This window comes from Mesorhizobium sp. (genome assembly GCF_965229135.1).
Classification (GTDB): domain Bacteria; phylum Pseudomonadota; class Alphaproteobacteria; order Rhizobiales; family Rhizobiaceae; genus Mesorhizobium.
In genome coordinates this window covers 2,695,079-2,716,407 of the sequence record NZ_OZ245860.1, presented here as the reverse complement: position 1 = coordinate 2,716,407, position 21,329 = coordinate 2,695,079, and the positions used below count along the sequence as shown (strand labels likewise).

The 21,329-nt window shown below is 63.8% G+C and carries 15 protein-coding genes; 7 read left to right on the top strand and 8 right to left on the bottom strand.

The genetic code is table 11. The annotated features are described in order from the left end of the window. Positions 1-48 precede the first annotated feature (48 nt). On the top strand, positions 49-1,065 hold the full coding sequence (locus ACO07C_RS12950; RefSeq protein WP_421914553.1) for a type II secretion system F family protein: 1,017 nt from the start codon (positions 49-51) through the stop codon (positions 1,063-1,065). Between the two features lie 92 nt (positions 1,066-1,157). Here ACO07C_RS12950 and ACO07C_RS12945 read toward each other — a convergent pair whose 3' ends face one another. Then, positions 1,158-1,979 (bottom strand): tetratricopeptide repeat protein, encoded by an 822-nt coding sequence (locus ACO07C_RS12945; RefSeq protein ID WP_421914552.1) that lies wholly within the window; start codon positions 1,977-1,979, stop codon positions 1,158-1,160. A gap of 127 nt (positions 1,980-2,106) precedes the next feature. On the opposite strand from ACO07C_RS12945, the gene ACO07C_RS12940 reads away from it, so the two are divergent. From ACO07C_RS12940 to pdeM, 5 genes are all read left to right on the top strand, one after another. Continuing rightward, complete coding sequence (locus ACO07C_RS12940) at positions 2,107-3,471, top strand: leucyl aminopeptidase family protein (protein WP_421914551.1); 1,365 nt, start codon at positions 2,107-2,109, stop codon at positions 3,469-3,471. Between the two features lie 71 nt (positions 3,472-3,542). Further along, entirely contained in the window at positions 3,543-3,893 is a 351-nt protein-coding gene (locus ACO07C_RS12935; protein WP_227349070.1) for a MarR family winged helix-turn-helix transcriptional regulator, read from the top strand. A 131-nt stretch (positions 3,894-4,024) separates the two neighbouring features. Then, entirely contained in the window at positions 4,025-4,885 is an 861-nt protein-coding gene (locus tag ACO07C_RS12930; protein WP_421914550.1) for a C40 family peptidase, read from the top strand. A 78-nt stretch (positions 4,886-4,963) separates the two neighbouring features. Further along, positions 4,964-7,498, top strand: coding sequence for a ligase-associated DNA damage response DEXH box helicase (locus ACO07C_RS12925; RefSeq protein WP_421917514.1), 2,535 nt, complete (start codon positions 4,964-4,966; stop codon positions 7,496-7,498). Beyond that, the gene (pdeM, locus tag ACO07C_RS12920; RefSeq protein WP_421914549.1) at positions 7,495-8,211 is read left to right on the top strand and encodes a ligase-associated DNA damage response endonuclease PdeM; all 717 of its coding nucleotides are present in this window, start codon (positions 7,495-7,497) and stop codon (positions 8,209-8,211) included. Before ACO07C_RS12925 ends, pdeM begins: the two co-directional genes overlap by 4 nt. Positions 8,212-8,213: 2 nt before the next feature. Here pdeM and ACO07C_RS12915 read toward each other — a convergent pair whose 3' ends face one another. Genes ACO07C_RS12915 through ACO07C_RS12905 form a run of 3 tightly spaced genes read right to left on the bottom strand, consistent with a single transcriptional unit; the run spans position 8,214 to position 12,814 of the window. Then, positions 8,214-9,149: a dimethyl sulfoxide reductase anchor subunit family protein gene (locus tag ACO07C_RS12915; protein ID WP_421914548.1), complete on the bottom strand. Its 936-nt coding sequence runs from the start codon at positions 9,147-9,149 to the stop codon at positions 8,214-8,216. Positions 9,150-9,152: 3 nt separating this feature from the next. Continuing rightward, complete coding sequence (locus ACO07C_RS12910; protein WP_421914547.1) at positions 9,153-9,887, bottom strand: 4Fe-4S dicluster domain-containing protein; 735 nt, start codon at positions 9,885-9,887, stop codon at positions 9,153-9,155. After that, entirely contained in the window at positions 9,884-12,814 is a 2,931-nt protein-coding gene (locus ACO07C_RS12905) for a molybdopterin oxidoreductase family protein (protein ID WP_421914546.1), read from the bottom strand. The genes ACO07C_RS12910 and ACO07C_RS12905 overlap by 4 nt, the downstream gene beginning before the upstream one ends. 277 nt (positions 12,815-13,091) lie before the next feature. Here ACO07C_RS12905 and ACO07C_RS12900 point away from each other — a divergent pair, with 277 nt between their 5' ends. After that, positions 13,092-13,994 carry a LysR substrate-binding domain-containing protein gene (locus tag ACO07C_RS12900; RefSeq protein ID WP_421914545.1) on the top strand — a complete coding sequence of 301 codons (903 nt, stop codon included), beginning with the start codon at positions 13,092-13,094 and terminating at the stop codon, positions 13,992-13,994. 1 nt (position 13,995) lies between these two features. Here the strand turns inward: ACO07C_RS12900 and ACO07C_RS12895 are convergent, their stop codons facing one another. The 4 genes from ACO07C_RS12895 to ACO07C_RS12880 all read right to left on the bottom strand — a co-directional run bounded on the left by ACO07C_RS12895 (position 13,996) and on the right by ACO07C_RS12880 (position 21,310). After that, positions 13,996-15,252, bottom strand: coding sequence for an Hsp70 family protein (locus ACO07C_RS12895; protein ID WP_421914544.1), 1,257 nt, complete (start codon positions 15,250-15,252; stop codon positions 13,996-13,998). Positions 15,253-15,434: 182 nt separating this feature from the next. Beyond that, positions 15,435-16,226 carry a TIGR02186 family protein gene (locus ACO07C_RS12890; RefSeq protein WP_421914543.1) on the bottom strand — a complete coding sequence of 264 codons (792 nt, stop codon included), beginning with the start codon at positions 16,224-16,226 and terminating at the stop codon, positions 15,435-15,437. Beyond that, entirely contained in the window at positions 16,226-17,149 is a 924-nt protein-coding gene (locus ACO07C_RS12885) for a sulfite exporter TauE/SafE family protein (protein WP_421914542.1), read from the bottom strand. The genes ACO07C_RS12890 and ACO07C_RS12885 overlap by 1 nt, the downstream gene beginning before the upstream one ends. Positions 17,150-17,338: 189 nt before the next feature. Further along, positions 17,339-21,310 (bottom strand): peptidoglycan-binding protein, encoded by a 3,972-nt coding sequence (locus ACO07C_RS12880; protein ID WP_421914540.1) that lies wholly within the window; start codon positions 21,308-21,310, stop codon positions 17,339-17,341. Positions 21,311-21,329 lie beyond the last annotated feature (19 nt).

The window sequence follows — 21,329 nt, the reverse complement described above, 5'->3', positions numbered from 1 at the left end:
TATACGGAGTTGGGAAAAGGTCATGCTCGAACGAGAAGATAGAAAGCAATGACCGACCAAGTCGTCAAATCCCTAACGGACCCGGCGTTCCTGATCGCCTTGCTGGTTGGCATCGCCGTATTCGCCACCGTCTTCACTCTGCTTCCGGCGCTTGGTGGCAACCAGCTCAAGAACCGCATGAAGTCCGTGGCTCTCGAGCGTGACGAGTTGCGCGCCAAGCAGCGCGCCCGGCTTGCCGCCGAGGCCGACCGTCGCCGCAAGGGCTTGCGCGAGGAACAGTCGATCGGCATGCGCGCCATCGTCGAGCGCCTTGACCTGAGGCGCGCCCTGGCGGACGAGGGCACGCTGCAGAAGCTCAAGGTCGCGGGTTTCCGCGGACAGAACCCGCTGACACGCTTTCTGTTCTTCCGCCTGGTCCTTCCATTTGTGTTCTTCGCGCTGGCCGTTGTGTATTTGTTCGTCCTGGGCGGATTGCCCGCCCAGCCGCCCCTGATCAAGCTGTTCGTGGCTATCATCGTTGCCTATGGCGGCTTTTACGCACCGGTGCTTTACGTCAACAACCGCGCCACCAAGCGCAAGCAGTCGATTCAGGCGGCGTGGCCGGATGCACTCGACCTGATGCTGATCTGCGTGGAATCGGGCATGTCGGTCGAAGCCGCGCTTCGCAGGGTTGCCGACGAAATCGGCGCGCAGTCCGTGGCGCTGGCGGAAGAATTCATCCTGACCAATGCCGAGCTCTCCTATCTGCAGGAGCGCAAGCAGGCCTACGAGAACCTTGCAAGCCGCACCGGCCTGGAGTCGGTCAAGTCGGTATCGCAGGCGCTGGTCCAGGCCGAGCGCTATGGTACGCCGGTGGCGCACGCGCTACGCGTGCTCGCCGGCGAGAGCCGCGACATGCGCATGAACGCGGCGGAGAAGAAGGCCGCGGCCCTGCCGCCGAAGCTCACCGTGCCGATGATCCTGTTCTTCCTGCCGGTGCTCTTCGCCATCATCCTCGGGCCGGCCGGCATCCAGGTCAGCCAGCGCGGCATCTTCGGTGATCCGCACAAGACCAGCAGCGAGTAACCGTCGGGGTTGAGAACTGAAATAGCCGCCCTGCATGTGCAGCGCGGCCCTTTTCATGTCGATATGTCAAAGTGGAGCCCGGTGCGGACCCGTCAATTGGTGGCAGGTTTTGTCTTGTCCTGGTCCTTGAGCTGGCTCCAGGCGTTCTGCTGCGCCAGCATCTGGCGAAGGTAGGCAACATTCGCCTGCGCCTGGTCGGGCGAGAGTTCTTGGGAAGCAATCTTCTCGGCTTCATCGAAGCGCCCTTGCAAGCCGACAACCAGCGCGAGGTTCTGACGCACACGGCTATCGGCATTGGGCTGTTGCGCGGCCGAGCGCATGTAGGTTTCAGCCGTGCGCAGGTCGCCTTCCAGCACATAGGACATGCCGAGATTTGAAAGGACCGAGGGTTCGTTCGGCTTCAGCTCGAGCGCCTTGCGATACAGCTGGCGTGCCTGGTCCTTCTGGCCCATCTGGTCGAGAATGGCGGCTTCCGCGGACACAAGTTTCCAGTCCGGGTATTCAGGCGTCTGCGCGCGGCGTACGGCGTCAAGCGCCGGCTCGAACTGGCCGTTGGCGGCCAGCGCCTTGCCGTAGGCGGCCAGCACGTCTCGATCCTTCGGCAACGCGATCGCCAGCTTGCGCATCACGGCGAGCGACTGGTCGGCGTCTCCATCCATCTGCAACGCCGCCGCGTAGTTGGTGGCGATTCGCTTGTCGGCGGGGTTGCGGGAGTAAGACTGGCCAAGCGCCATCGTCGCGCTGTGCAATTCGCTGGCCGACATGGTCTCCAGGGGCTTGCCACTGGTGCGGCCGATCGAACCGGTGGTGAATTTGCTTGTTCCGCAGCCGGAAACGCTGGCCGCGAGAGCCAGAATGAAGGCCGTGGTGATCAGCCTTTTTCCGGTGGCGTTCATCATGCGGTTGGTCAGCATAGGCTCCCGGGCCTCCGTTCATGCGCGTGACCATTGCGTGGCCATCTTCCCTCCCGAAGAAATATTCTGTTAACCCTAACGGACGGTTAAGAACGCCGACTCAAAGCCGCCTGCTGGAGACCATCGAATGCCCGTCGAACTCGTCGAGACTAAGCTGAACAAAGCGTTGCCGGTTCATCTGGTGGCGAAGGACGGTCTGGAGACAGCAGCGCTCGAATCGTCCTCTGTCGCCTGGGCCAAGGCCAATGGCTTTTCCGGCGAAGCGGGCAGGGTACTGGTCTTGCCGGGCGAAAACGGCGCCATTGCTGGCGCGCTGTTTGGCACTGGTGAAAACGAGAGCTCCCTTGCGGTCGGCGCACTGGCGAGAATGTTGCCGGAGGGCGAATGGAGTTTCGCCTCCACTCCTGCGGACCCCGATCTCGCTTCACTTGCCCTGCTGCTGGGTGGTTATGTGTTCACCCGCTACGGCAAGAAACCGGGCAAGGCGCTGCGCTTCGCATCGCCATCGGATACGAATGTCGCCCATATCCGCCGCATCGTCGACGGCGTTTTCCTGACCCGCGATCTGGTCAACACGCCGACCAGCGACATGGGTCCCGATGAGCTGGAGAAGGCAGTGAGGACCCTGGCCGCGGCCCACAAGGCGGACGTATCGGTCATCAAGGGCGACGATCTTCTCAAGCAGAATTTTCCGATGATCCACGCTGTCGGCCGCGCCTCGGTCGGCGCGCCGCGGCTGATCGACATGACATGGGGTCGCAAGGACGCCCCGAAGGTGACGCTGGTCGGCAAGGGTGTCTGCTTCGACACTGGCGGCCTCGACATCAAGCCATCGTCCGGCATGCTGCTGATGAAGAAGGACATGGGCGGAGCGGCCAATGTGCTCGGTCTCGCCTCGATGATCATGGCCGCTGGGCTTAATGTGCGGCTGCGCGTTCTGATCCCCGCGGTCGAGAACTCGATTGCCGGCAACGCCTTCCGGCCCGGCGATGTCCTTGCGAGTCGCAAGGGCATCACCGTCGAGATCGGCAACACCGATGCGGAAGGCAGGCTGGTCCTGGGCGATGCCCTGTCGCTGGCGGACGACGAAGAACCGCGGATGCTGATCGACATGGCGACCTTGACGGGCGCCGCCCGTGTAGCGCTCGGCCCCGACCTGCCGCCCTTCTACACCGGCGACGAAGCTTTGGCGTCGGAACTGGCCGCGGCCGCGATGGCGGTCGAGGACCCGCTGTGGCGCATGCCGCTGTGGCGGCCTTACGAGGCAAAGCTTTCGTCGAAAATCGCCGATATCAACAATGTCACCACCGACGGTTTCGCCGGTTCGATCACGGCGGCACTGTTCCTCAAACGCTTTGTCGAGAAGACAGCGAGCTGGGCGCATTTCGACATCTTCGCCTGGAACCCCGCCGATCGTCCGCATGGTCCAGCCGGCGGTGAAGCGCAAGGCATCCGCGCGCTGGAGCGGGTCATCTCGGCCCGCTTTGGCTGAGACTTCAGGCCTTTCGTCGCACGGCGCTCGACTGAAACGGAACCGAAACAATTTGCGGTCATGCTGGCGCGATGTCGATTGCGCTGCGTCCGAGCCAGGCCCTGCGACTGTGGCAGCAGGTGATGCTGTCGCAGGTGCGCGACGATGCGCCTGATCTGACCATGCGCCAGACGGCGATCCTGTTCACCATCTATCTCGATCCGCCCCCGCATACGGTGCGGGGGCTCGCCGCACGGCTCAACGTCACCAAGCCGGTCATCACCCGCGCCCTCGACACGATGGGCGCGCTGAAACTGGTGTCGCGCCATCGTGACGAACTCGACAAGCGCAATGTCCTCATCAAGCGCACCGTCGAGGGCGCGCTCTTTGTCGAGCGCTTCGGCGATGTTATCATCGCCAAGGCCCACGAATTGCCGATCTGAAGCATGATCCCGAAAAGTGGGAACCGGTTTTCGGGCAAGATCATGCTCAAACAAAATTGGTGCATGATCCCGAAAAGTGGGAACCGGTTTTCGGGCAAGATCATGCGCACACAAAAAGCAGGGTTGCCGATTTGACCGTCCACGATTCACGCCTTCACGCCTACCGCTCCGATCTCGCCGATGCGAGGTTGAAAGGAGAGGTCGCCGCCGACCGTTTCGTCGCCGGCCGGCCGGCACGGATTTCGGCCTCCGTGGCCGATGTACGCAAGGCGCCGCGTCCGGATGCCGGCATCAACACGCAGTTCCTGTTCGGCGACGATGTCCTGGTCTTCGAGGATGCCGAGGGCTGGGCCTGGGTGCAGGGCGAACGTGACGGCTATGTCGGCTATGTCGCCGCCACGATGCTGGTTGCGCGTGACGACAAGCCAACCGATATCGTCTCGGTGCCGCGTACTTTTGTTTATCCAGGACCGGACCTCAGGTTCCCGCGCAGTGGGCAACTGTCCATGGGATCTAGCGTGACCGTGACCGGAGCGGCCGAAACGCGCGGCACGCACTACCAACTGCTGGCCTCGGGCGAGGCGATCGTGTCAGCCCACCTGCAGCGCATCGGTGAAGCAGCGGCCGACTATGTCGCGGTGGCCGAGACTTTCCTCGGCACGCCTTATCTGTGGGGCGGTGTCTCCGGCTTCGGCATCGACTGTTCCGGCCTCGTACAATTGTCCATGCGCATGGCCGGCACCGACGTGCTGCGCGACTCCGACATGCAGGCTGCGACCATTGGCGAGCCGTTCGAAACCGGACCGGATTTTTCCGGATTGCGTCGTGGCGACCTGGTGTTCTGGAAGGGCCATGTCGCCATCATGACCGATGCCGACACGATGATCCATGCCAACGGCCACACGATGCTGGTGTCGCGTGAAGGGCTGAAGGAGGCCGTTGCCCGCATAGGCTATCTCTACGGCGGACCGACAGGATTCAGGCGGCCATAGGGCCACGGTCTTCATCCTGATCCCTTTTTGTTCCGATTCTGCTTGGCTATCGACGTCCGCCGCGCTACCTCTGGCCGAGTGACAGAGCAGCCGCGCCTTGCCGAGCAGAATGCCGCAGTAGCCCTACCCGAACCATTCATCAGATGGTTCGGGGAAAAGGGCTGGTCGCCGCGTGCTCATCAGATCGAATTGCTGGCAAGGGCTCAGGACCGGCAATCGGTGCTGCTGATTGCACCTACCGGTGCTGGCAAGACACTCGCGGGGTTCCTGCCTTCGCTGACCGATCTGGCTGGCCGGCCCAAACGCAAGCCCGGGCAGGCGCATCGTGGCATCCATACCCTTTACATATCGCCATTGAAGGCACTGGCGGTCGACATCGAGCGCAATCTCGGCAAGCCGGTCGAGGAGATCGGCCTGCCGATCACTATCGAGACGCGCACCGGCGACACGCCTTCGCACAAGCGCCAGCGTCAGAAGCTGGTGCCGCCCGACATCCTGCTCACCACGCCGGAGCAATTGGCATTGCTGATTGCCGCAGGCGATGCGAGACGTTTCTTCCAGGATCTGCGCTATGTCGTGCTCGACGAGTTGCATTCGCTGGTCACGTCGAAGCGAGGGCACCTTCTGGCGCTCGGGCTCGCGCGGCTGCGCAGCTTTGTCCCCGGCCTGCAGACGATCGGCCTGTCGGCGACTGTGGCCGAACCGGACGAACTGCGGCACTGGCTGGTCAGCCAGAATCCGCCAGGAGACATGGCCGAATTGATTGTCGTCACCGGCGGCGCCAAGCCCGAGATTTCCATTCTCGATTCCGAAGAGCGCGTCCCGTGGGCGGGACATTCGGCCCGCTATGCGACGCCGGAGATCTACCGCGAGATCAAGCGTCACAAGACGACCCTGCTGTTCGTCAACACGCGCAGCCAGGCGGAACTGCTGTTCCAGGAATTGTGGCGGGTCAACGAGGATACCTTGCCGATCGCGCTGCATCACGGCTCGCTGGACGTCGCCCAGCGCCGGCGCGTCGAGAAGGCGATGGGCGACAACGCGTTGCGCGCCATTGTCGCCACGTCGACGCTAGATCTGGGCATCGACTGGGGCGATGTCGATCTGGTCGTGCATGTCGGCGCGCCGAAGGGCGCCAGCCGGCTGGCGCAGCGCATCGGCCGCGCCAACCATCGCATGGACGAGCCTTCCAAGGCGATCCTCATCCCGGCCAACCGTTTCGAGGTCCTTGAATGCCGGGCAGCGCTCGACGCCAACTATCTCGGCGCGCAGGACACGCCGCCGCTGGTCGATGGCGGCCTCGATGTGCTGGCGCAGCATGTTCTGGGCTGCGCCTGCGGAGCCCCATTCCGCGCCGATGACCTTTTTGAGGAAGTACGAGCGGCGGCGCCCTATGCCAGTCTGGACCGCCTCACATTCGACCGCGTCGTCGACTTCGTCGCCACCGGTGGATACGCGCTCAAGAACTACGAGCGATATGCCCGCATCCGGCTGAACAAGGATGGGTTCTGGCGAGTATCCAATCCGCGCGTTGCCCAGCAATACAGGCTGAATGTCGGCACCATCATCGAAGTGCCGGCGCTCAACGTGCGTTACGTCAAAGCGGGCAGCAAGGGCTCGGCTTCGCGTGGTGGCGCGGTCCTGGGCAAGATCGAGGAAGCCTTTCTCGAAACACTGACGCACGGCGACACGTTCATGTTCGCCGGCAAAATCCTGCGTTTCGAAGGCATCCGGGAAAATGAATGCTTCGTGTCGAACGCGCCCGGAAGCGACGCCAAGGTGCCCTATTATGGGGGAGGCAAGTTCCCGCTCTCCACGTACCTCGCCGAGCAGGTTCGTATCATGCTCGACGATCCGCGGCGATGGAAACAACTGCCCGAGCAAGTGGCCGACTGGCTGCGGTTCCAGGCCGACAAATCTATGCTGCCCAAACGCGGTGACCTGCTGATCGAGACCTTTCCGCGCGGCAATCGCCACTATCTCGTCGCCTATCCGTTCGAGGGCAGGCTTGCCCATCAGACGCTAGGCATGCTGCTCACCCGTCGCCTCGACAGGGCGGGAGCCAGGCCGCTTGGCTTCGTCGCCACCGACTACGCGCTTGCCATTTGGTCACTGGGTGACATGGGAGCGATGTTCAAGGCCAGGAAACCGTCGCTCAGCGCGCTCTTCGACCAGGACATGCTGGGCGACGACCTCGAAGCCTGGCTGGCCGACAGCTGGCTTCTGAAGCGCACCTTCCGCAATTGTGCGCTGATTTCGGGATTGATCGAGAAACGCCATCCGGGTCAGGAAAAGAGCGGTCGCCAGGTCACCGTGTCCACGGATCTCATCTACGACGTGCTGCGCAGCCATGAGCCAGACCACATCCTGCTGCAGGCGACGCGTGCCGATGCGGCCACCGGTCTGCTCGATGTCAGCAGACTTGCCGACATGCTCTCGCGCATCCAGGGTCGAATCATGCATAAGAATCTCGAGCAGATCTCGCCGCTCGCCGTGCCGATCATGCTGGAGATCGGCAAGATGCCTGTGAATGGCGAAGCCGATGAAACACTCTTGATGGATGCGGCGACGCTCGTCGAGGAGGCCATGGGGCCGGGAATGGTTGAGGAATGAATTTTTCGCTGGCACGCGCGTCGCTGATCGCCGAGGCCGACATGGTTGGCATCGCGGGCGAGCGCGCGGTCTGCGATCCGCGCGGCGTGCTTTATTTTCCCGGGCTCGGACTTCTCGCCGTGTCCGACCTGCATCTGGAAAAAGGCTCCTCGCTGGCACGGCGCGGAACGTTGATTCCACCCTACGACACAGGCGCGACCTTACTCAGATTGCAGGCAGTCATTGCTGACTACCACCCATCGATCGTCATCAGCCTGGGTGATAGTTTTCATGATGGCGGCGGTGCCGAGCGCATGCACGCGAGCTTCCGCGAGCGGCTGGAATCGTTGATGTCCGGCCGCCAATGGTTCTGGGTCGCCGGCAACCACGACCCGGAAGCGCCGGCCGATCTGCCCGGAGAAACCGTGCGGGAATTGGCTATCGGTTCGCTGCTGTTCCGCCACGAGCCTTCGAAGATGCGCGTCGAAGGCGAGATATCAGGCCATCTGCATCCTTGCGCCCGCATCGTGCAGCAAGGCCGCTCCGTGCGGCGGCGCTGCTTTGCGGGCGATGGCGGCCGCATGATCATGCCGGCTTTCGGCGCCTATACCGGTTCGCTCAACGTGCTCGACCGCGCCTATGCCGGGTTGTTTCGCCTGGAAACATTGATGGCTTACATGCTCGGGACCGATCGCATTTTTGCGATCTCCCGCTCGATGCTTCGGCCTGGCTGACCTCAACGTCCGTAGTAAAGGGTGACGGTGTGCTTCGCCTCGGCGAAGAACAGCCAGCGCTCGACCAGCATGCCGGCGAATTGCACGATAGCCGCGAGCACGGACAGCATCGCCCCGAACGGCCATGGCAAGGCGAACGCCGCAATCAGCAACACGGCCGGCAGGGCAAAGGCCAGCGCTTGCGTGACCTGTCGCAGCCGGGCGCTGTGCTTGCGCGCAATGCGAAAGCCCATTTCCTTGAGCAGGTAACTTTCCTCGGTATGCGGCCATTCCAATGGCCGTACCGTGCCGCCGGCGAGCCCTGTCGCCGTGTTGGCGGTGGTCGGGATTTCCAGTCGGTCATTGTAGCGCCATGTCGCAAGCTTCCAGCCCCAGCCGAGCAAGGTCAGCAGCACGCAAGCCACCAGAAGCATCATTGAACCGAGAGCAAAGCCTTGCAGCAGCGCGTTCGTCAGCACGCTGCCGGTCATCGCCGAGAAAATGAGATAGGCGGGCAGGGTGAAGCGGCTGTGCCACTGGGCGATGGGTTTCAGCGACGCATAGATCATCCCGGTGGTGCAGACGGTGACGACGGCGCCGACGGCCGCGATCAGTCCGGCTGCGCCCACCCATCCGCCGGTTCTGCCCAACAGGACCCAGCCGATGCCGAACAGCCCCGCCGGAATGAAGGTCGAAACCGAAGACACGCCTTCGCGTGACAGCCATGAGCTGCGCCACTGCGAGAACGCCCGCCAGGCGCGTTCGGGGCGGCCGAGATGACCCGTCGACGATAAAAGACCGGCCGCAATCAGCCCGAGCGCCAGTCCCATGCCGATGAAGCCGAGCCAGAAATCGTTCGGGATGATGCCGAGGCCCCCAAGCACACCCAGTAGCGCCAGCAGGCCGTAGCCGGCCCCGGTGGCGGTGGTGAAAAAGACGACGGAGAAGGCTGGATGCATGGGTCAGTTCGAAAGCATGCGGTCGACCCAGCCCAGGAAACCGCCCTCGGCCCGTACCGGCTCGAGTGCGGGCGCGGCCACCGAGGCGGCGCGTTTGGTATGGGCGCGCGGCGGCAGGTACTTGTTGGTTGGCTGGTAACCAAGTTCCGGCATCAGGTCGACTCCGCCGCGCTCCGCCACCAGTTGCGAGACCGCCGATGAGGGATCGCCAAGATCGCCGAAATGCCGGGCGCTGGTCGGGCAGGCGGCGACGCAGGCCGGCACGCGGTCTTCCTTGGCAAGGTTGTCGTTATAGATGCGGTCGACGCACAGCGTGCACTTCTTCATCACGCCGACATCGGTGTCGAATTCGCGCGCTCCATAGGGGCATGCCCAACTGCACAATTTGCAGCCGATGCACTTGTCCTCATCGATCAGCACGATGCCGTCCGAGGACCGCTTGTAGGATGCGCCGGTCGGACAGACGGTGACGCAGGCCGGCGTCTCGCAATGCAGGCAGGAGCGCGGGAAGTTCACAGTGCGTCCACCCATCTCGGTGGTGTGCTCGTAGGTGTGCACGCGGTTGAACCAGACACCGTCGACATGGCCGCCATAGGGGTCGATGTCGGTCAGCGGCGCCATATGGCCACCGGTGTTCCATTCCTTGCAGGCGGTAACGCAGGCCTGGCAGCCAACGCAGGTGTCGAGGTCGATGACGAGGCCGAGCTTCTTGTCGGTATGGCCTGGAAGGCAAGTCATTTCGCGGCCTCTCTTGCCCGCCGGAAATCGGCGCCGAAACTCAATTTGTCGGGCGAGGGCTCGAAGTGCGGCGGCTGATGGAAGCGCTCGAACTGCGGCTCGGTGAAACCGGCTTCCTTGGCCGCGCATTTGACGATGCGCACGCGCAGGTCGAACCACGCCGCCTGGCCGGTCACCGGATCGGAATTCGAATAGCGCTTGCCGTTGGCGTCGGCCGAAGTCTGGTCGCCGATGACATGGTTGAGCAGGAAGCCGCGATTGGATTCCGCGGCATCGTCCTTCAGCCCCCAGCTGCCGCGCCGCTTGCCGATGGCGTTCCAGGTCCACACCGTGCTTTCGTTCACCCCGTCGATCAGCTTGATCTGCCCCTTCACCCGGCCGTTGATGCTCTCGATCCACACCCAGTCGTCGTCGACCAGACCGAGGCTGGCGCCGGTGCGGTGATGAACGAACAGCCGGTTCTGGCTGGTGATTTGCCGCAGCCACGCATTCTGCGAGCCCCAGGAATGATACATGTGCATCGGCCGCTGTGTCAGCGCATGCAATGGATATCTTTGCAGGTCGACGGCCGCTTCCTCGAAGGGCGTGTACCAGAACGGCAGCGGGTCCATGTAGGCATCGATGCGCTGGCGGTCGCCCTCCGGCGGCAACACACGGCCATGGCCACGCGCGGCAAGGCGGAAGCGCTGCATCGGTTCAGAGTAGAGCTGGAATACGATCGGCTCGGCCGTGGGGATGAAACCCAACTGCACCGCGAAATCGAGATAGGAGCGATTGGCCATCTTGTAGTAGCGCTGGTCGTCGGCGAAATCGTGGTGCCAGAAACCGCCATTGTCGATGTAGCGCTGCAACTGGTTGGGATTGACCGCGCCCTTGCCGATCGCCGTTTCGTCCTTGCCGCGCCAGCCGGCGAGTGGCCCGATCCCCGGCGTGCGCTCATGATTGACGATGTAATCGGCATAATCAGTATATTTGGCCGATCCGTCGTCATTGACGAAGCCGGGCAAGCCCAACCTTGCACCGAGTTCGATCAGCACTGACTGGAACGGCCTGACGTCGCGGTCCGGCTCGACGACCGGATGGCGGATGGCGTCGCCCGGTCCGTCGGCATGGCTGATCGGCCGGTCGAGAAGGCTGATGCAGTCGTGACGCTCAAGATAGGTTGTGTCCGGCAGCACGAGATCGGCGAAGGGCACGGTCTCGGAATAGTAGGCGTCGGAATAGATGATGAAGGGGATCTTGTAGTTTCCCGCATCGTCATGGTCGGTCAGCATCGCCATGGTCTCGACGGTGTTCATCGAGGAATTCCACGCCATGTTCGACATGTACATCAGCAAAGTATCGATCCTGTAGGGATCGCCGGCCCAGGCGTTACGGATGACCGTGTGCATCAGCCCGTGTGCCGCCAGTGGCGCGTCCCAGGAATAGGCCTTGTCGATGCGGACGGGTGTGCCGGCCTCGTCGACCAGCAGGTCTGCCGGCCCGCACACGAAACCGAGCGGCATGCCTTCGAGTGGCGTCATCGGCTTGACGGTCTTGCCTGATGGCTTTGGACCCGGCGGTGCCGATCTGGGGTAGGGCGGCTTGAAGCGGAAGCCGCCGGGAACATCGACAGTGCCGAGCAGCACTTGCAGCAGATGAATGGCGCGGCATGTATGAAAACCGTTCGAATGGGCGGAGATGCCACGCATGGCGTGCATCGAAACAGGCCGGCCCTTGATCGTCTCGTGACGCCGCCCGGCCCAGTCGGTCCACGCTACCGGCAACTCGATCGTCTGTTCGAAGGCGACATGGGCGAGTTCAGCGGCGATCCCGCGGATTGTATCGGCGGGAATGCCGCAGCGCTCGGCGACGGCATCGGGCGCGTAGCTCTGGTCGAGGTAGCGATCGGCAATGAGTTGGAACACGGGGGCGCAATGGCGGCCTCCAACTTCAAAGCTGCCAGTCAGTGCTGGCCTCGCAGTCTGATCGGTTGCCTGGACAGGTACCTTCGCCACCCTGTCCCAGGCCAGCGGATTGCCGTCGGTATCGCGCACAAACAGTCCGTCATCGGCCGCACCCGGCTCCTGGATGACGAGCACGTGGGCGTTGGTGTAGCGCAAGAGATAGTCGAGATCGACGCGGCCCGTCTTCAGCAGTTCGTGGATGAGGGCGAAGACGAACAGGCCGTCGGTGCCCGGCCGGATGCCGATCCAGTCATCGGCAATTGCATTGTAGCCGGTGCGGCACGGATTGATCGAGACCACCTTGGCGCCGCGCGCCTTGAGCTTGCCGAGCCCGATCTTGATCGGGTTGGAATCATGGTCCTCGGCGACGCCGAACAGCATGAAGTATTTGGTGTTGTCCCAGTCGGGTTCGCCGAATTCCCAGAACGAGCCGCCGATCGTATAGAGTCCGCCGGCTGCCATGTTGACCGAGCAGAAGCCGCCATGGGCGGCGAAATTCGGCGTGCCGAAGCGGCTCGCCCACCAGCCGGTCAAGGATTGCGATTGGTCACGGCCGGTGAAGAAGGCAAGCTTCTTCGGATCGGTCCGGCGGATGGCCGAAAGCCGTTCCGTCGCGATCGAGAAGGCCTCTTCCCATTCGATCTCGCGGAACTCGCCTGAGCCGCGTGGGCCGGTACGCAACAGCGGCTTTTTCAGCCGGGCCGGGCTGTAGTGCTGCATGATGCCGGAGCTGCCCTTGCCACAGATCACGCCGCGATTGACCGGATGGTCCCTGTTGCCGTTGATGTAGCGGACCTTGCCATCCTTGATGTGCACGTCGATGCCGCAGCGGCAGGCACACATGTAGCAGGTGGTCTTGGCGATGCTGTCGGAGACGCTGGGCGAGGTTTCGACGCCGTCGCCTTCGTCTGGCGCGGTTGTGTCGGCGAGCGGCCGCTGGGACAGGGCGGAATTGGCGCCGCGCGGCGGATGGTGGTTCATGATCCCCGCATGCCGTCGCGGTTCGCGGATTTGGCTCTCGTTTTCGGTCCGGGGCCGCGCATGTAGTGTTCTTCGGCATGATAGCGGTCGCCGGCCAATTGCCGCCGAAGGCTCCGGGTCCAATAGGCAAGCAGTGATTTGAACCGCCCGATCATGTTTGCTCTGCGATCCGATGGCGAAATTTTTCTAACTTCGCGCAAAAACTTAGAATGAATGTATCGATCCGTCTAATCAGTTGTTCTTGTAAATTCAATCGATATTGGTTCTTAATAATCCCATGACCTTGGACCAATTGCGCATTTTCGTCGCCGTCGCCGAGCGCGGCCACATGACCAAGGCGGCGGAGCTGCTGGGCATTTCCCAGTCGGCGGCGTCGGCCGCCATCCGGGCGCTCGAGGAGCAGCACGGCGTCCATCTGTTCAACCGGGTCGGCCGCAACATCGAGCTCGCCCAGACCGGCCACCGGTTCCTGCCCGAGGCCAAGGCCGTGCTTGAACGGGCGGCCGCCGCCCGCAACGTGCTGGAGCATGTCTCGCAGACGGTTACTGGCAGCCTTTCCATCGCCGCCAGCCAGACGATCGCCAGCTATTGGCTGCCGCGTCGGCTGGCCTCCTTCCACGAAGCGTATCCCGCCGTCAGGCTGAGCGTCACCATCGGCAACACCAGGCAGGTGGAGGCCAATGTGCTCGATGGCGCGGCCGATCTCGGCCTAGTCGAGGGGCGCACGGAATCCGACATATTGCGCCGCGCCAAGGTGGACACCGACAGGCTGATGCTGGTCGTCGCCAGTTCCCATCCGGAGATCGCAGAAATCTCTCGCGGCCGTCCCGATATCAGGGGGCTGCGCTGGATCATTCGCGAGGGCGGCTCGGGCACGCGCGAGGTTCTGGAGGACCTGGCGCGCCGTGAGGGCATGTCGCTCGCCGACCTGCGGATATTCCTGGTGCTGCCGAGCAACGAGGCGGTTCGCCAGGCCGTGGAGGCGGGGGCTGGGGCCACCATCATTTCGGAGCTCGTCGTCGCGCGCGCCGTAGCCGAGGGCAGTCTGCGCTCCGTGCCGCTGGAATTGCCCAAGCGCGACTTCGCTATGATCACCCACCGAGATCGCCAGGCAAGCCTGGCCCAGATGGCGCTCAAGGCGCATCTTGGCGCCGAAACCACTGGAAGCAGTTCGGCCTAAATCAACCGAACTTCCGCTGCGCGTCCAATGCCAGGCCAAGCCCGACCGAGCCGAACATGTCGCCGTCGATGACGGATGCTTGCGGCACCAGCGACAGGATCTCTCGTCTTGCCAGCGGGATCGCCGTCGATCCGCCGGTCAGGAACACCGCGGTGATGTCGGATGGCTTGACCTGGGCATCGCGTATGGTCTGACCCACTGTGTCGGTGACCCTCTCGATGTCCCTGCCAATCGTGGCGTCCAGTCCGCCGCGCGTTATTTCCGCGGCGAACTCCGCTCCGGGCAATTTCACCGCGACCTCGGCGGACGACCTGTCGGTCAGCTCGATCTTGGCTCTTTCAACCAGCGCCGCCAGGGCATGCCCGTAACGGTGTTCGACAATGTGGATGAAGCGGTCGACCAGGTCGGCGCGCTCGGCTTCGTAGCGGATTTGGCGCAAATGCGTCATCGCCTTGGCGGTGTAGACAAGGTTGATGCGTTGCCACGTCGCCAGATCGATGAAGTAGCTGGCCGGCAGGTTACGCTTGCCGTCCTTGGTCGGCGTCAGATAGCCGAGTTGCGGCATCACATGGGCGATGCTCAGCAGCCGGTCGAAATCCGTGCCGCCTATATGGATGCCCCGGCTGGCCAGGATGTCGTCCTTGCGGTCGAGTGAGCGGGCACGCTCCGGTGAGACGCGCACGATGGAGAAGTCCGAGGTGCCGCCGCCCATGTCGATGATGAGAGCCAGTTCCTCGCGCGTCACCTTCTGCTCATAGTCGAGCGCCGCCGCGATCGGCTCGAACTGGAAGGCAATATGCTTGAAGCCTTGCGCGCGGGCAGCGGTCTCGAGTTCGCCCTGCGCCTTCGCATCGGCTTCGGCATCCTCGTCGACGAACTGCACCGGGCGGCCCAGGACCACCGTGTCGACGGCGTCGCCCGAATCTTCCTCGAGCCGCTTCTTGAGATGTCCCAGAAACAGCCCGACGATGTCCATGAAGCCGATCGACCGCGATTTGATGCGTGTCTTCTCGTGTGCCAGCGAACTGCCGAGCACGCTCTTCAGCGAGCGCATCAGCCGGCCTTCGACGCTGTCGGTGTAGTTGGAAATGGCATGGCGGCCAAAACAGGTGCGGTTGTCCTCGAAATTGAAGAACACGGCGCTGGGCAGCGTGACCTGGCCGTCTTCAAGCGCGACGAGGCGCGGCTGCCCGTTGCGGACCACGCCCACGGTGGAGTTTGAAGTGCCGAAGTCGATACCGCCGAATGCTGGTCGCATGGCAAGTTCCTGTATTCTGTCTTTTGGGGAGCGGTAGCTCGTGTCCGGCCGGGCCGGGGGCGTGCTCTAGCGCAAGACGCCGGAAAGGGAAACCTCATTTCCGGAAAAAAGACTCGAGGCCTGGAGCATGATCCCGAAACCGGGAACTGGTCTTCGGGAAAGATCAGGCTCGATCAAGCAGTTTAGTCCTTTCGAAAGATCAGCCGTCCGAGCCAGCCCGTCAGCATGGCCAGCGACACGGCGAAGACGCCGTAGAGAAAGGAATAATCGTGGGCGACGCGAAAGATCGACTGCTCGAAGCCAGACTTGCGGATTTCGAGCTGGGCGGAGCTTTCCTTGATGAACAGGCCGCTCTTGAACAGGAAGGCGCGCGCCTTGTGGGTGCCGACCGGAACATTGGGAGCGAGCCGGACGGTGGCGCGGAACAGGTTCTGCGATAAAAACTGCACCCCGCCGACATTCTCGCTGTAGAGGCCGGTCGCCGATTTGCGTTCGCGCAATGCCGCGGTGAATTCCTGGATCGTCGCCGGGCTCTCGCCGGGATCGGCCGGTTGCATGTAGAGATTGGAGGCGCCAAGCGACAGCTGCTTGTAGCTGTTGGGCTCCGTGATGTCCTGCAGCGGCCGCGTCGTGGCCACCGAGTAGGAGACCGGCACATTTTCGAATGTCTCGGATTCCAGATTGATCCAGACGCCAAGCACCCTGTCCTTGCGCCGCACCACCACCGGTTTCGGCGGCCCCTCGAGAACGACGATGACGTCATAACGTCCCTGGCGGGCGACCAACGGATCCGGATTTTCAAGCGAGCCGAAGATGGTCAGATCGGCGCCGGAAAAGCCTGCGGTGATCGAGACATTGTCGGTGGACAGGCCGATCTGGATGCCTTCCGCCACGGGCGTCTGTGCCGATGTCGGCGAGGCCACCGCGATCAGCGACAGGAAAGCGCCAGCAGCGAACGCCCTCAAGCCCGCCATCAGTTCAGGCCCGCGCCGGACAGCGAAAAGAGGTTGGGTGGCGTCACGAAGAGATCGATGGCGAGCCGTATCGCCACCGCCAGCACCAGCAGCGCCAGCAGGGCCCTGAGTTGTTCGCCACGCAGCCTCTGGCCGGCCTTGGCGCCATACTGCGCGCCGGCGACGCCGCCGGCCATCAACAGGAAGGCGAGCATCACGTCGACGGTCTGGTTGGTGGTGGCGTGGACGAGCGTCGTGTAGGCGGAGGTGAAGATGATCTGGAACAGCGAGGTGCCGATGACGACATTGGTCGGCACCTTCAGCAAATAGATCAGCGCCGGCACCATGATGAAGCCGCCGCCGACGCCCATGATCGACGACAGGAAACCGATCGCGGCACCCAGGCCAAGCACCGGAATGACGCTGACGAAAAGCTTCGACGCCCTGAACCGCATTTTCAGCGGCAGGCGGTGGATCCAGTTGTGTTGTCCCGATTTCTTCAGCACCGGGGCCGCGCCGCTGCGCGTGGCGCGCAATGCATTGACGCTTTCGACCAGCATCAACCCGCCGACGGTGCCGAGCAGCACGACGTAGAGCAGCGAGATGAACAGGTCGAGCTGGCCGAGCCGACGCAGGAAGCCAAAGACGAAGATGCCGCCGGTGGAGCCGACGATACCGCCAGCCAGAAGCACCGCGCCAAGCTTGAAGTCGAGCGTGCCGCGCTTCATGTGCGACAGCGCGCCGGAGAAGGACGAGGCGATGACCTGGTTGGCGCCGGTGGCGACCGCGATGGCCGGCGGGATGTTGTAGAAGATCAGCAGTGGCGTGATGAGGAAGCCGCCGCCCACGCCGAACATGCCCGACAGGAAACCCACCGCAGCGCCCATGGCCAGCAGCACGAAGACGTTGACGGAAATTTCCGCGATCGGGAGATAGATGCCCACCCGTCAGTCTCGATCAGTTGTCCCCGGATGAATGCAGCCGTTGCGGGCATTCCGCGCCGAAGAGCACAATTTCCTTGCGCCAGCGGCACGGCGAAGTCAAACCGCGCCGCGCCGCCGAAACAAAAAACATCTCAATCAGTTAACAGGCAAATATGTGGCAAGGGCGTCGCGTAAGCGACGCATCCCGCGTTATTTGCGCGCCAGCAGCGCCTTGACCAGCGGTTCGTCGATCGTGCCTGTCGCTTTCATGCTGTTGTCGGTCTGGAATGCCATGATCGCATTCTTGGTCTTCTGGCCGATCTTGCCGTCCGCTCCACCGGCGTCATAGCCATTCTTGTTGAGGATGAGCTGGATGTTCTTGATCGCCTTTGTCATGTCGACGCCAGCGGTCGTCTGGGGCGTCCCCTCCTGCCAGGATTCGGGGATGTCGGCCGAATTGGCTGCCGGATCGAGGGGCTTGGCCTTCCACAACTCGGTGGCGGCGCGGGCGCGTTCGAGCTGCTCCGGCCGCAATGCATTGGCGATCTCGTCGCGCTTGGCGGCTGCATCCTTGTCGCCGGTCTTGGCGACGAGCGCGAACCATTTGTAGGACTCCTCGAGATTCTGCTTCATGCCGACACCCTTGGCAGCCAGGATGCCGAGATTGAACTGGCTGTCCTTGACGCCGACGTCGGCGGCGGCCTGGAACCAGTGTGCCGCCGATTCATTGTCGGTCACGCCATCCGCTGCCATGGCGAAAAGCACGGCGAGGTTGTGCATGGCGCTGGCGTTGCCCTGTTCGGCGGAGAGTTGGTACCAGGTCTTTGCCTTCTTGATGTCGCGTGCGACGCCGATGCCCTTCTCGTAGAAATTGCCGATACGGTATTCCGCAGGCGCGAAGCCGAGTTCAGCCGATTTTTCGTACCATTTGGCCGCCGCCGCCATGTCCTCCTTGACGCCGCGAGCCTCTGCGTAACGAGAGCCGATCTCGAAGAGCGCCTTGGAGTCGCCGCCGGCAGCCGCGTCACGCAATGCCTGGGGACCGGCGTCCGCCGGGACGTCGATCTTGGCGATGGCGGCGCCCGCCGTGGCCGCGCCGGCTGGAGAAACAGCGCCGGTCGTGTCCGTCGAGGCAGCCGTTGCCGAGGTGGCTGTCGTATTTGCCAAGGCCGGCACCGTAGCCAGGGTTTGGGTGTCGGTGTCCGCGGCCACGGGGTTTACGGCCGCTGGGGCCATCGCGGCCGGTTCGATCGGATCGGGTGTCGTGGATGAAGCCACGGCCGAAGCCTGGGATGCTGCCACAGGGGCGGCGACGGGCTTTTCGGCATTCGGCTGCATGGCGGCAACTTGCGCCGGCGTGTCTGGCCTGGCCGCGGCCTCCGCCTGCCTGACGTTGCGGGCCGGGGCGCTGTCCAGCGACGCCACCTGCGGCTGTGCCTTCGGCTCGGCGGTGATCGAGGTGGTCTGCACCGGCTGCGCGGCGACGAGTGGCGCGGCGCCATTGCTGGCCATCTCGACGGGATCGGCAAAAAAGGCCTTGCCCAGTTGCAGGCCGGCAAGCGCCAGCATGATGGCGGCTGCGGCCATGAGGATCGGCTTGCGCCGTGCCTTGAGCAGGTCGCCGATCCGCAATGCCTTCACCGGGCCGCTCATCGTCGACTGACGCTTCAGGGCATCGGCCTCGGCGGCGGCGGCCTGGGCCGCGCGTCTGGCGGCGGCGATGAAGTCCGATTTCGCCGCGTCGGTATCGCTGGCCTTGGCCGGTGGCCCGCGCTCGTCGCGTACGCGCTTCATGATGGCATTGAGGTCCGGTGCGCCAGAGCCGGGCTCCAGTGGCCGGTTGGCCACTTTCGGGTCGAGCGGCTCATCGAGGTCAACGGTCGGCACTTCGGCCGCCATTGCCGAGCCTGCCAGCGGAAGATCCGCTTCCTTCCTGCCCTTGAAGGCGCGCGCCAGCCCGCCGAACATCGATTTGCGACGGCCTGGCTGCTCACCCTTCTCGGCGATCGTGTCAGAGCCGAGCGCCGCCATCGCGGCAGCGGCCGCGGCCTCTGCCGGCGTGCGCGGCCCCGGTTCGCCACGCGAGCCCGGTTCGCCGCGCGAGCCCGGTTCGTCACGCATGATGGCAGCGGCGCGGCCGTCGAGATCGGCCATGTCGCCGGTCAGCGGTACGGGCTGGTCGATATCCAGGGACGGTGCATCCTGAACCGCGATCTTGTTTCGCAGGCTCTTGCCAAAAGGTTGGGCAGGATGCGTGTCCACGAGCTCGCTCACCGCCTCGATCGGTTCGCTGGTCTCCAGCGAACCCAGACGGTCGACAATTTTCAGCAGCGTGTCGTGGATGGCCTCGAACGTCCTCGAGTTGCGCTCGTCCGAGCGCCGCGTCAGGGATTCCAGGGTCTTCAGGTCCTGCGCGAGGCCGCTGACGGCGGCTGTGTTGGCGCTGGAGCCGGCCATCGAGCGGACAGCGTTCTCGGCAGCCTCTCGTGCCGCGCCGAGGATGGAATCGCGGGTGCCGGCCAGTGATTTCTCGATTTCGTTGAGACGCGGGCTGATGTCCTCGAAGTCCGGCAGCGGCGTGCTGGGCTTGGAAAGGTGGGCGGACAGGCCGGCGACCTGCGCCTCAAGGCTGCGGATCAGGGCCGGGTCGATGCCGGCAACTTGTGCCGCGGACGCGTCCAGCCGGCTTGAGATGTCTTCCAGCCGGCTTTCGAGGCCGCGGATCGCCGCCTCGCCAGCGGGGTCGGGAGCGCGCGTCTCGATGCGTTGGGCCAGCGCGGTGAAGCGTGCGTCGATGGCTTCCATGATTCCGGCGCTGTCGACCTGCGGCATGCGCTGGTCGAGCCTGTCGGCGACCTCGTCCAGCCGGCGCTCGAGATCGCGGAACAGCATGTTGCCTTGCTGGATCGCGTCGCCCTGGCGGCGTTCCATCATCCCGGACAGCACGTCAAAACGCTGCTCGAGCCCCTGGAAGATGTAATCGGCGTCCGGCATGGCCGGCGCGTGGTCGATCTTGTCGGCGATGAGGGAAATCTGGTTGGCCAGACGCTCCATCGCCTGCTCGGGAAGGTTGGCCCTGCCTGCGAGATCGTCAACCCGGTTCGAAAGCATGTTGAGGCGATCGACGACCTCGCTGCCCGGACGATCCTGGGCGACTTCCTCGATCTGCTGGGCAAGCGATGCGATCCGCTTCTCGATGCGCTCGAAGGGTTCCGGGTCGAATGAATTGGCCTGTGCCGCGACGGTCGAGGCGAGAATGGCGCGGGAAATCTCGTCGAGCCGCTCGTCGATCATGCCCAGCGTGTCGGTGCCGCGATTGTTCTGCTGGCTGGCGAAGTGGTCGACGGCGCCGGCAAGCGTGCGGACCTTTTCCTCAAGCGAGCGCAGCGAGAGCGATTCAGGCAGGTTGTTGACGGCATTGCTGATCTGTTCGAGCCGATCGGTCAGCATCGACAGGCCGGGATCATCCGAACGCTTGCGCTGGTCGGCATCGACACGGTCTTCGAAAGCGCTCCAGCGGCGGTCGAAATCGTCCCAGCGGCGGTCGACAGCCTGCACGCTCTCCTCGCGCGCCAGCGTGTCGAGCGCGGCCTTGACCTGCTCCAGCTCAAGCCGCAGCATGTTGACGCTTCTGTCGTCGCTTTTTTCGGCCAGCGTCTGGATGGCGCCGGAAAGCCGTTCGAACTCGACGCCGAGTTCAGCGCTTCCCTTGCCCGACTGGCCACCGGCCTGGAAGGCCCGCTCGATGTCCTTGCGCAGCGCTTCGAATTCGCGCTGCAGGCCGGCTGTCATCTGGTGGCGCAGTTCCTCGCGCAGCCCGCGCAATTCGCCGGCGATCTTGCCGACCGCGGCGACGCTGTCTTCCTGGCCGCGCACGCGGTCGATGTCGCGGGCGATCGCCTGATAGTTCTGGTCGAATACGGGAGCGGCCGGCGCCGGGCTTTTGGGCCGCGCCGATTGCGGATCCTCGTACCAGCGCTGCTGGCCGTAGGGCCGCGCGCTCGGATAGCGTGGCTCTGCTCCGTACTGGCGCGGATCTTGCCGCTCCATCGGATCCTCGCGTGTCCGCTCCAATCTCTGTTCGAGTGTCTCCAGTGAACGGTTCAACTCCTCCAGCGTGGTATGCGGCTTGCGCTGCCTGCCGGCGTTGAGTGTATCGAGATAGGACCGCTTGCTGTTCATCGATGCGCCCGTTTTTCAG

Excerpts from the sequence above, each read along its gene's own strand:
- ACO07C_RS12935 (WP_227349070.1), top strand. The coding sequence starts at position 3,543 with ATGTCGATTGCGCTGCGTCCGAGCCAGGCCCTGCGACTGTGGCAGCAG.
- ACO07C_RS12900 (WP_421914545.1), top strand. The coding sequence starts at position 13,092 with ATGACCTTGGACCAATTGCGCATTTTCGTCGCCGTCGCCGAGCGCGGC.
- ACO07C_RS12880 (WP_421914540.1), bottom strand. The coding sequence starts at position 21,310 with ATGAACAGCAAGCGGTCCTATCTCGATACACTCAACGCCGGCAGGCAG.
- ACO07C_RS12915 (WP_421914548.1), bottom strand. The coding sequence starts at position 9,149 with ATGCATCCAGCCTTCTCCGTCGTCTTTTTCACCACCGCCACCGGGGCC.
- ACO07C_RS12940 (WP_421914551.1), top strand. The coding sequence starts at position 2,107 with ATGCCCGTCGAACTCGTCGAGACTAAGCTGAACAAAGCGTTGCCGGTT.
- pdeM (WP_421914549.1), top strand. The coding sequence starts at position 7,495 with ATGAATTTTTCGCTGGCACGCGCGTCGCTGATCGCCGAGGCCGACATG.
- ACO07C_RS12905 (WP_421914546.1), bottom strand. The coding sequence starts at position 12,814 with ATGAACCACCATCCGCCGCGCGGCGCCAATTCCGCCCTGTCCCAGCGG.
- ACO07C_RS12910 (WP_421914547.1), bottom strand. The coding sequence starts at position 9,887 with ATGACTTGCCTTCCAGGCCATACCGACAAGAAGCTCGGCCTCGTCATC.
- ACO07C_RS12895 (WP_421914544.1), bottom strand. The coding sequence starts at position 15,252 with ATGCGACCAGCATTCGGCGGTATCGACTTCGGCACTTCAAACTCCACC.
- ACO07C_RS12945 (WP_421914552.1), bottom strand. The coding sequence starts at position 1,979 with ATGCTGACCAACCGCATGATGAACGCCACCGGAAAAAGGCTGATCACC.
- ACO07C_RS12950 (WP_421914553.1), top strand. The coding sequence starts at position 49 with ATGACCGACCAAGTCGTCAAATCCCTAACGGACCCGGCGTTCCTGATC.
- ACO07C_RS12890 (WP_421914543.1), bottom strand. The coding sequence starts at position 16,226 with ATGGCGGGCTTGAGGGCGTTCGCTGCTGGCGCTTTCCTGTCGCTGATC.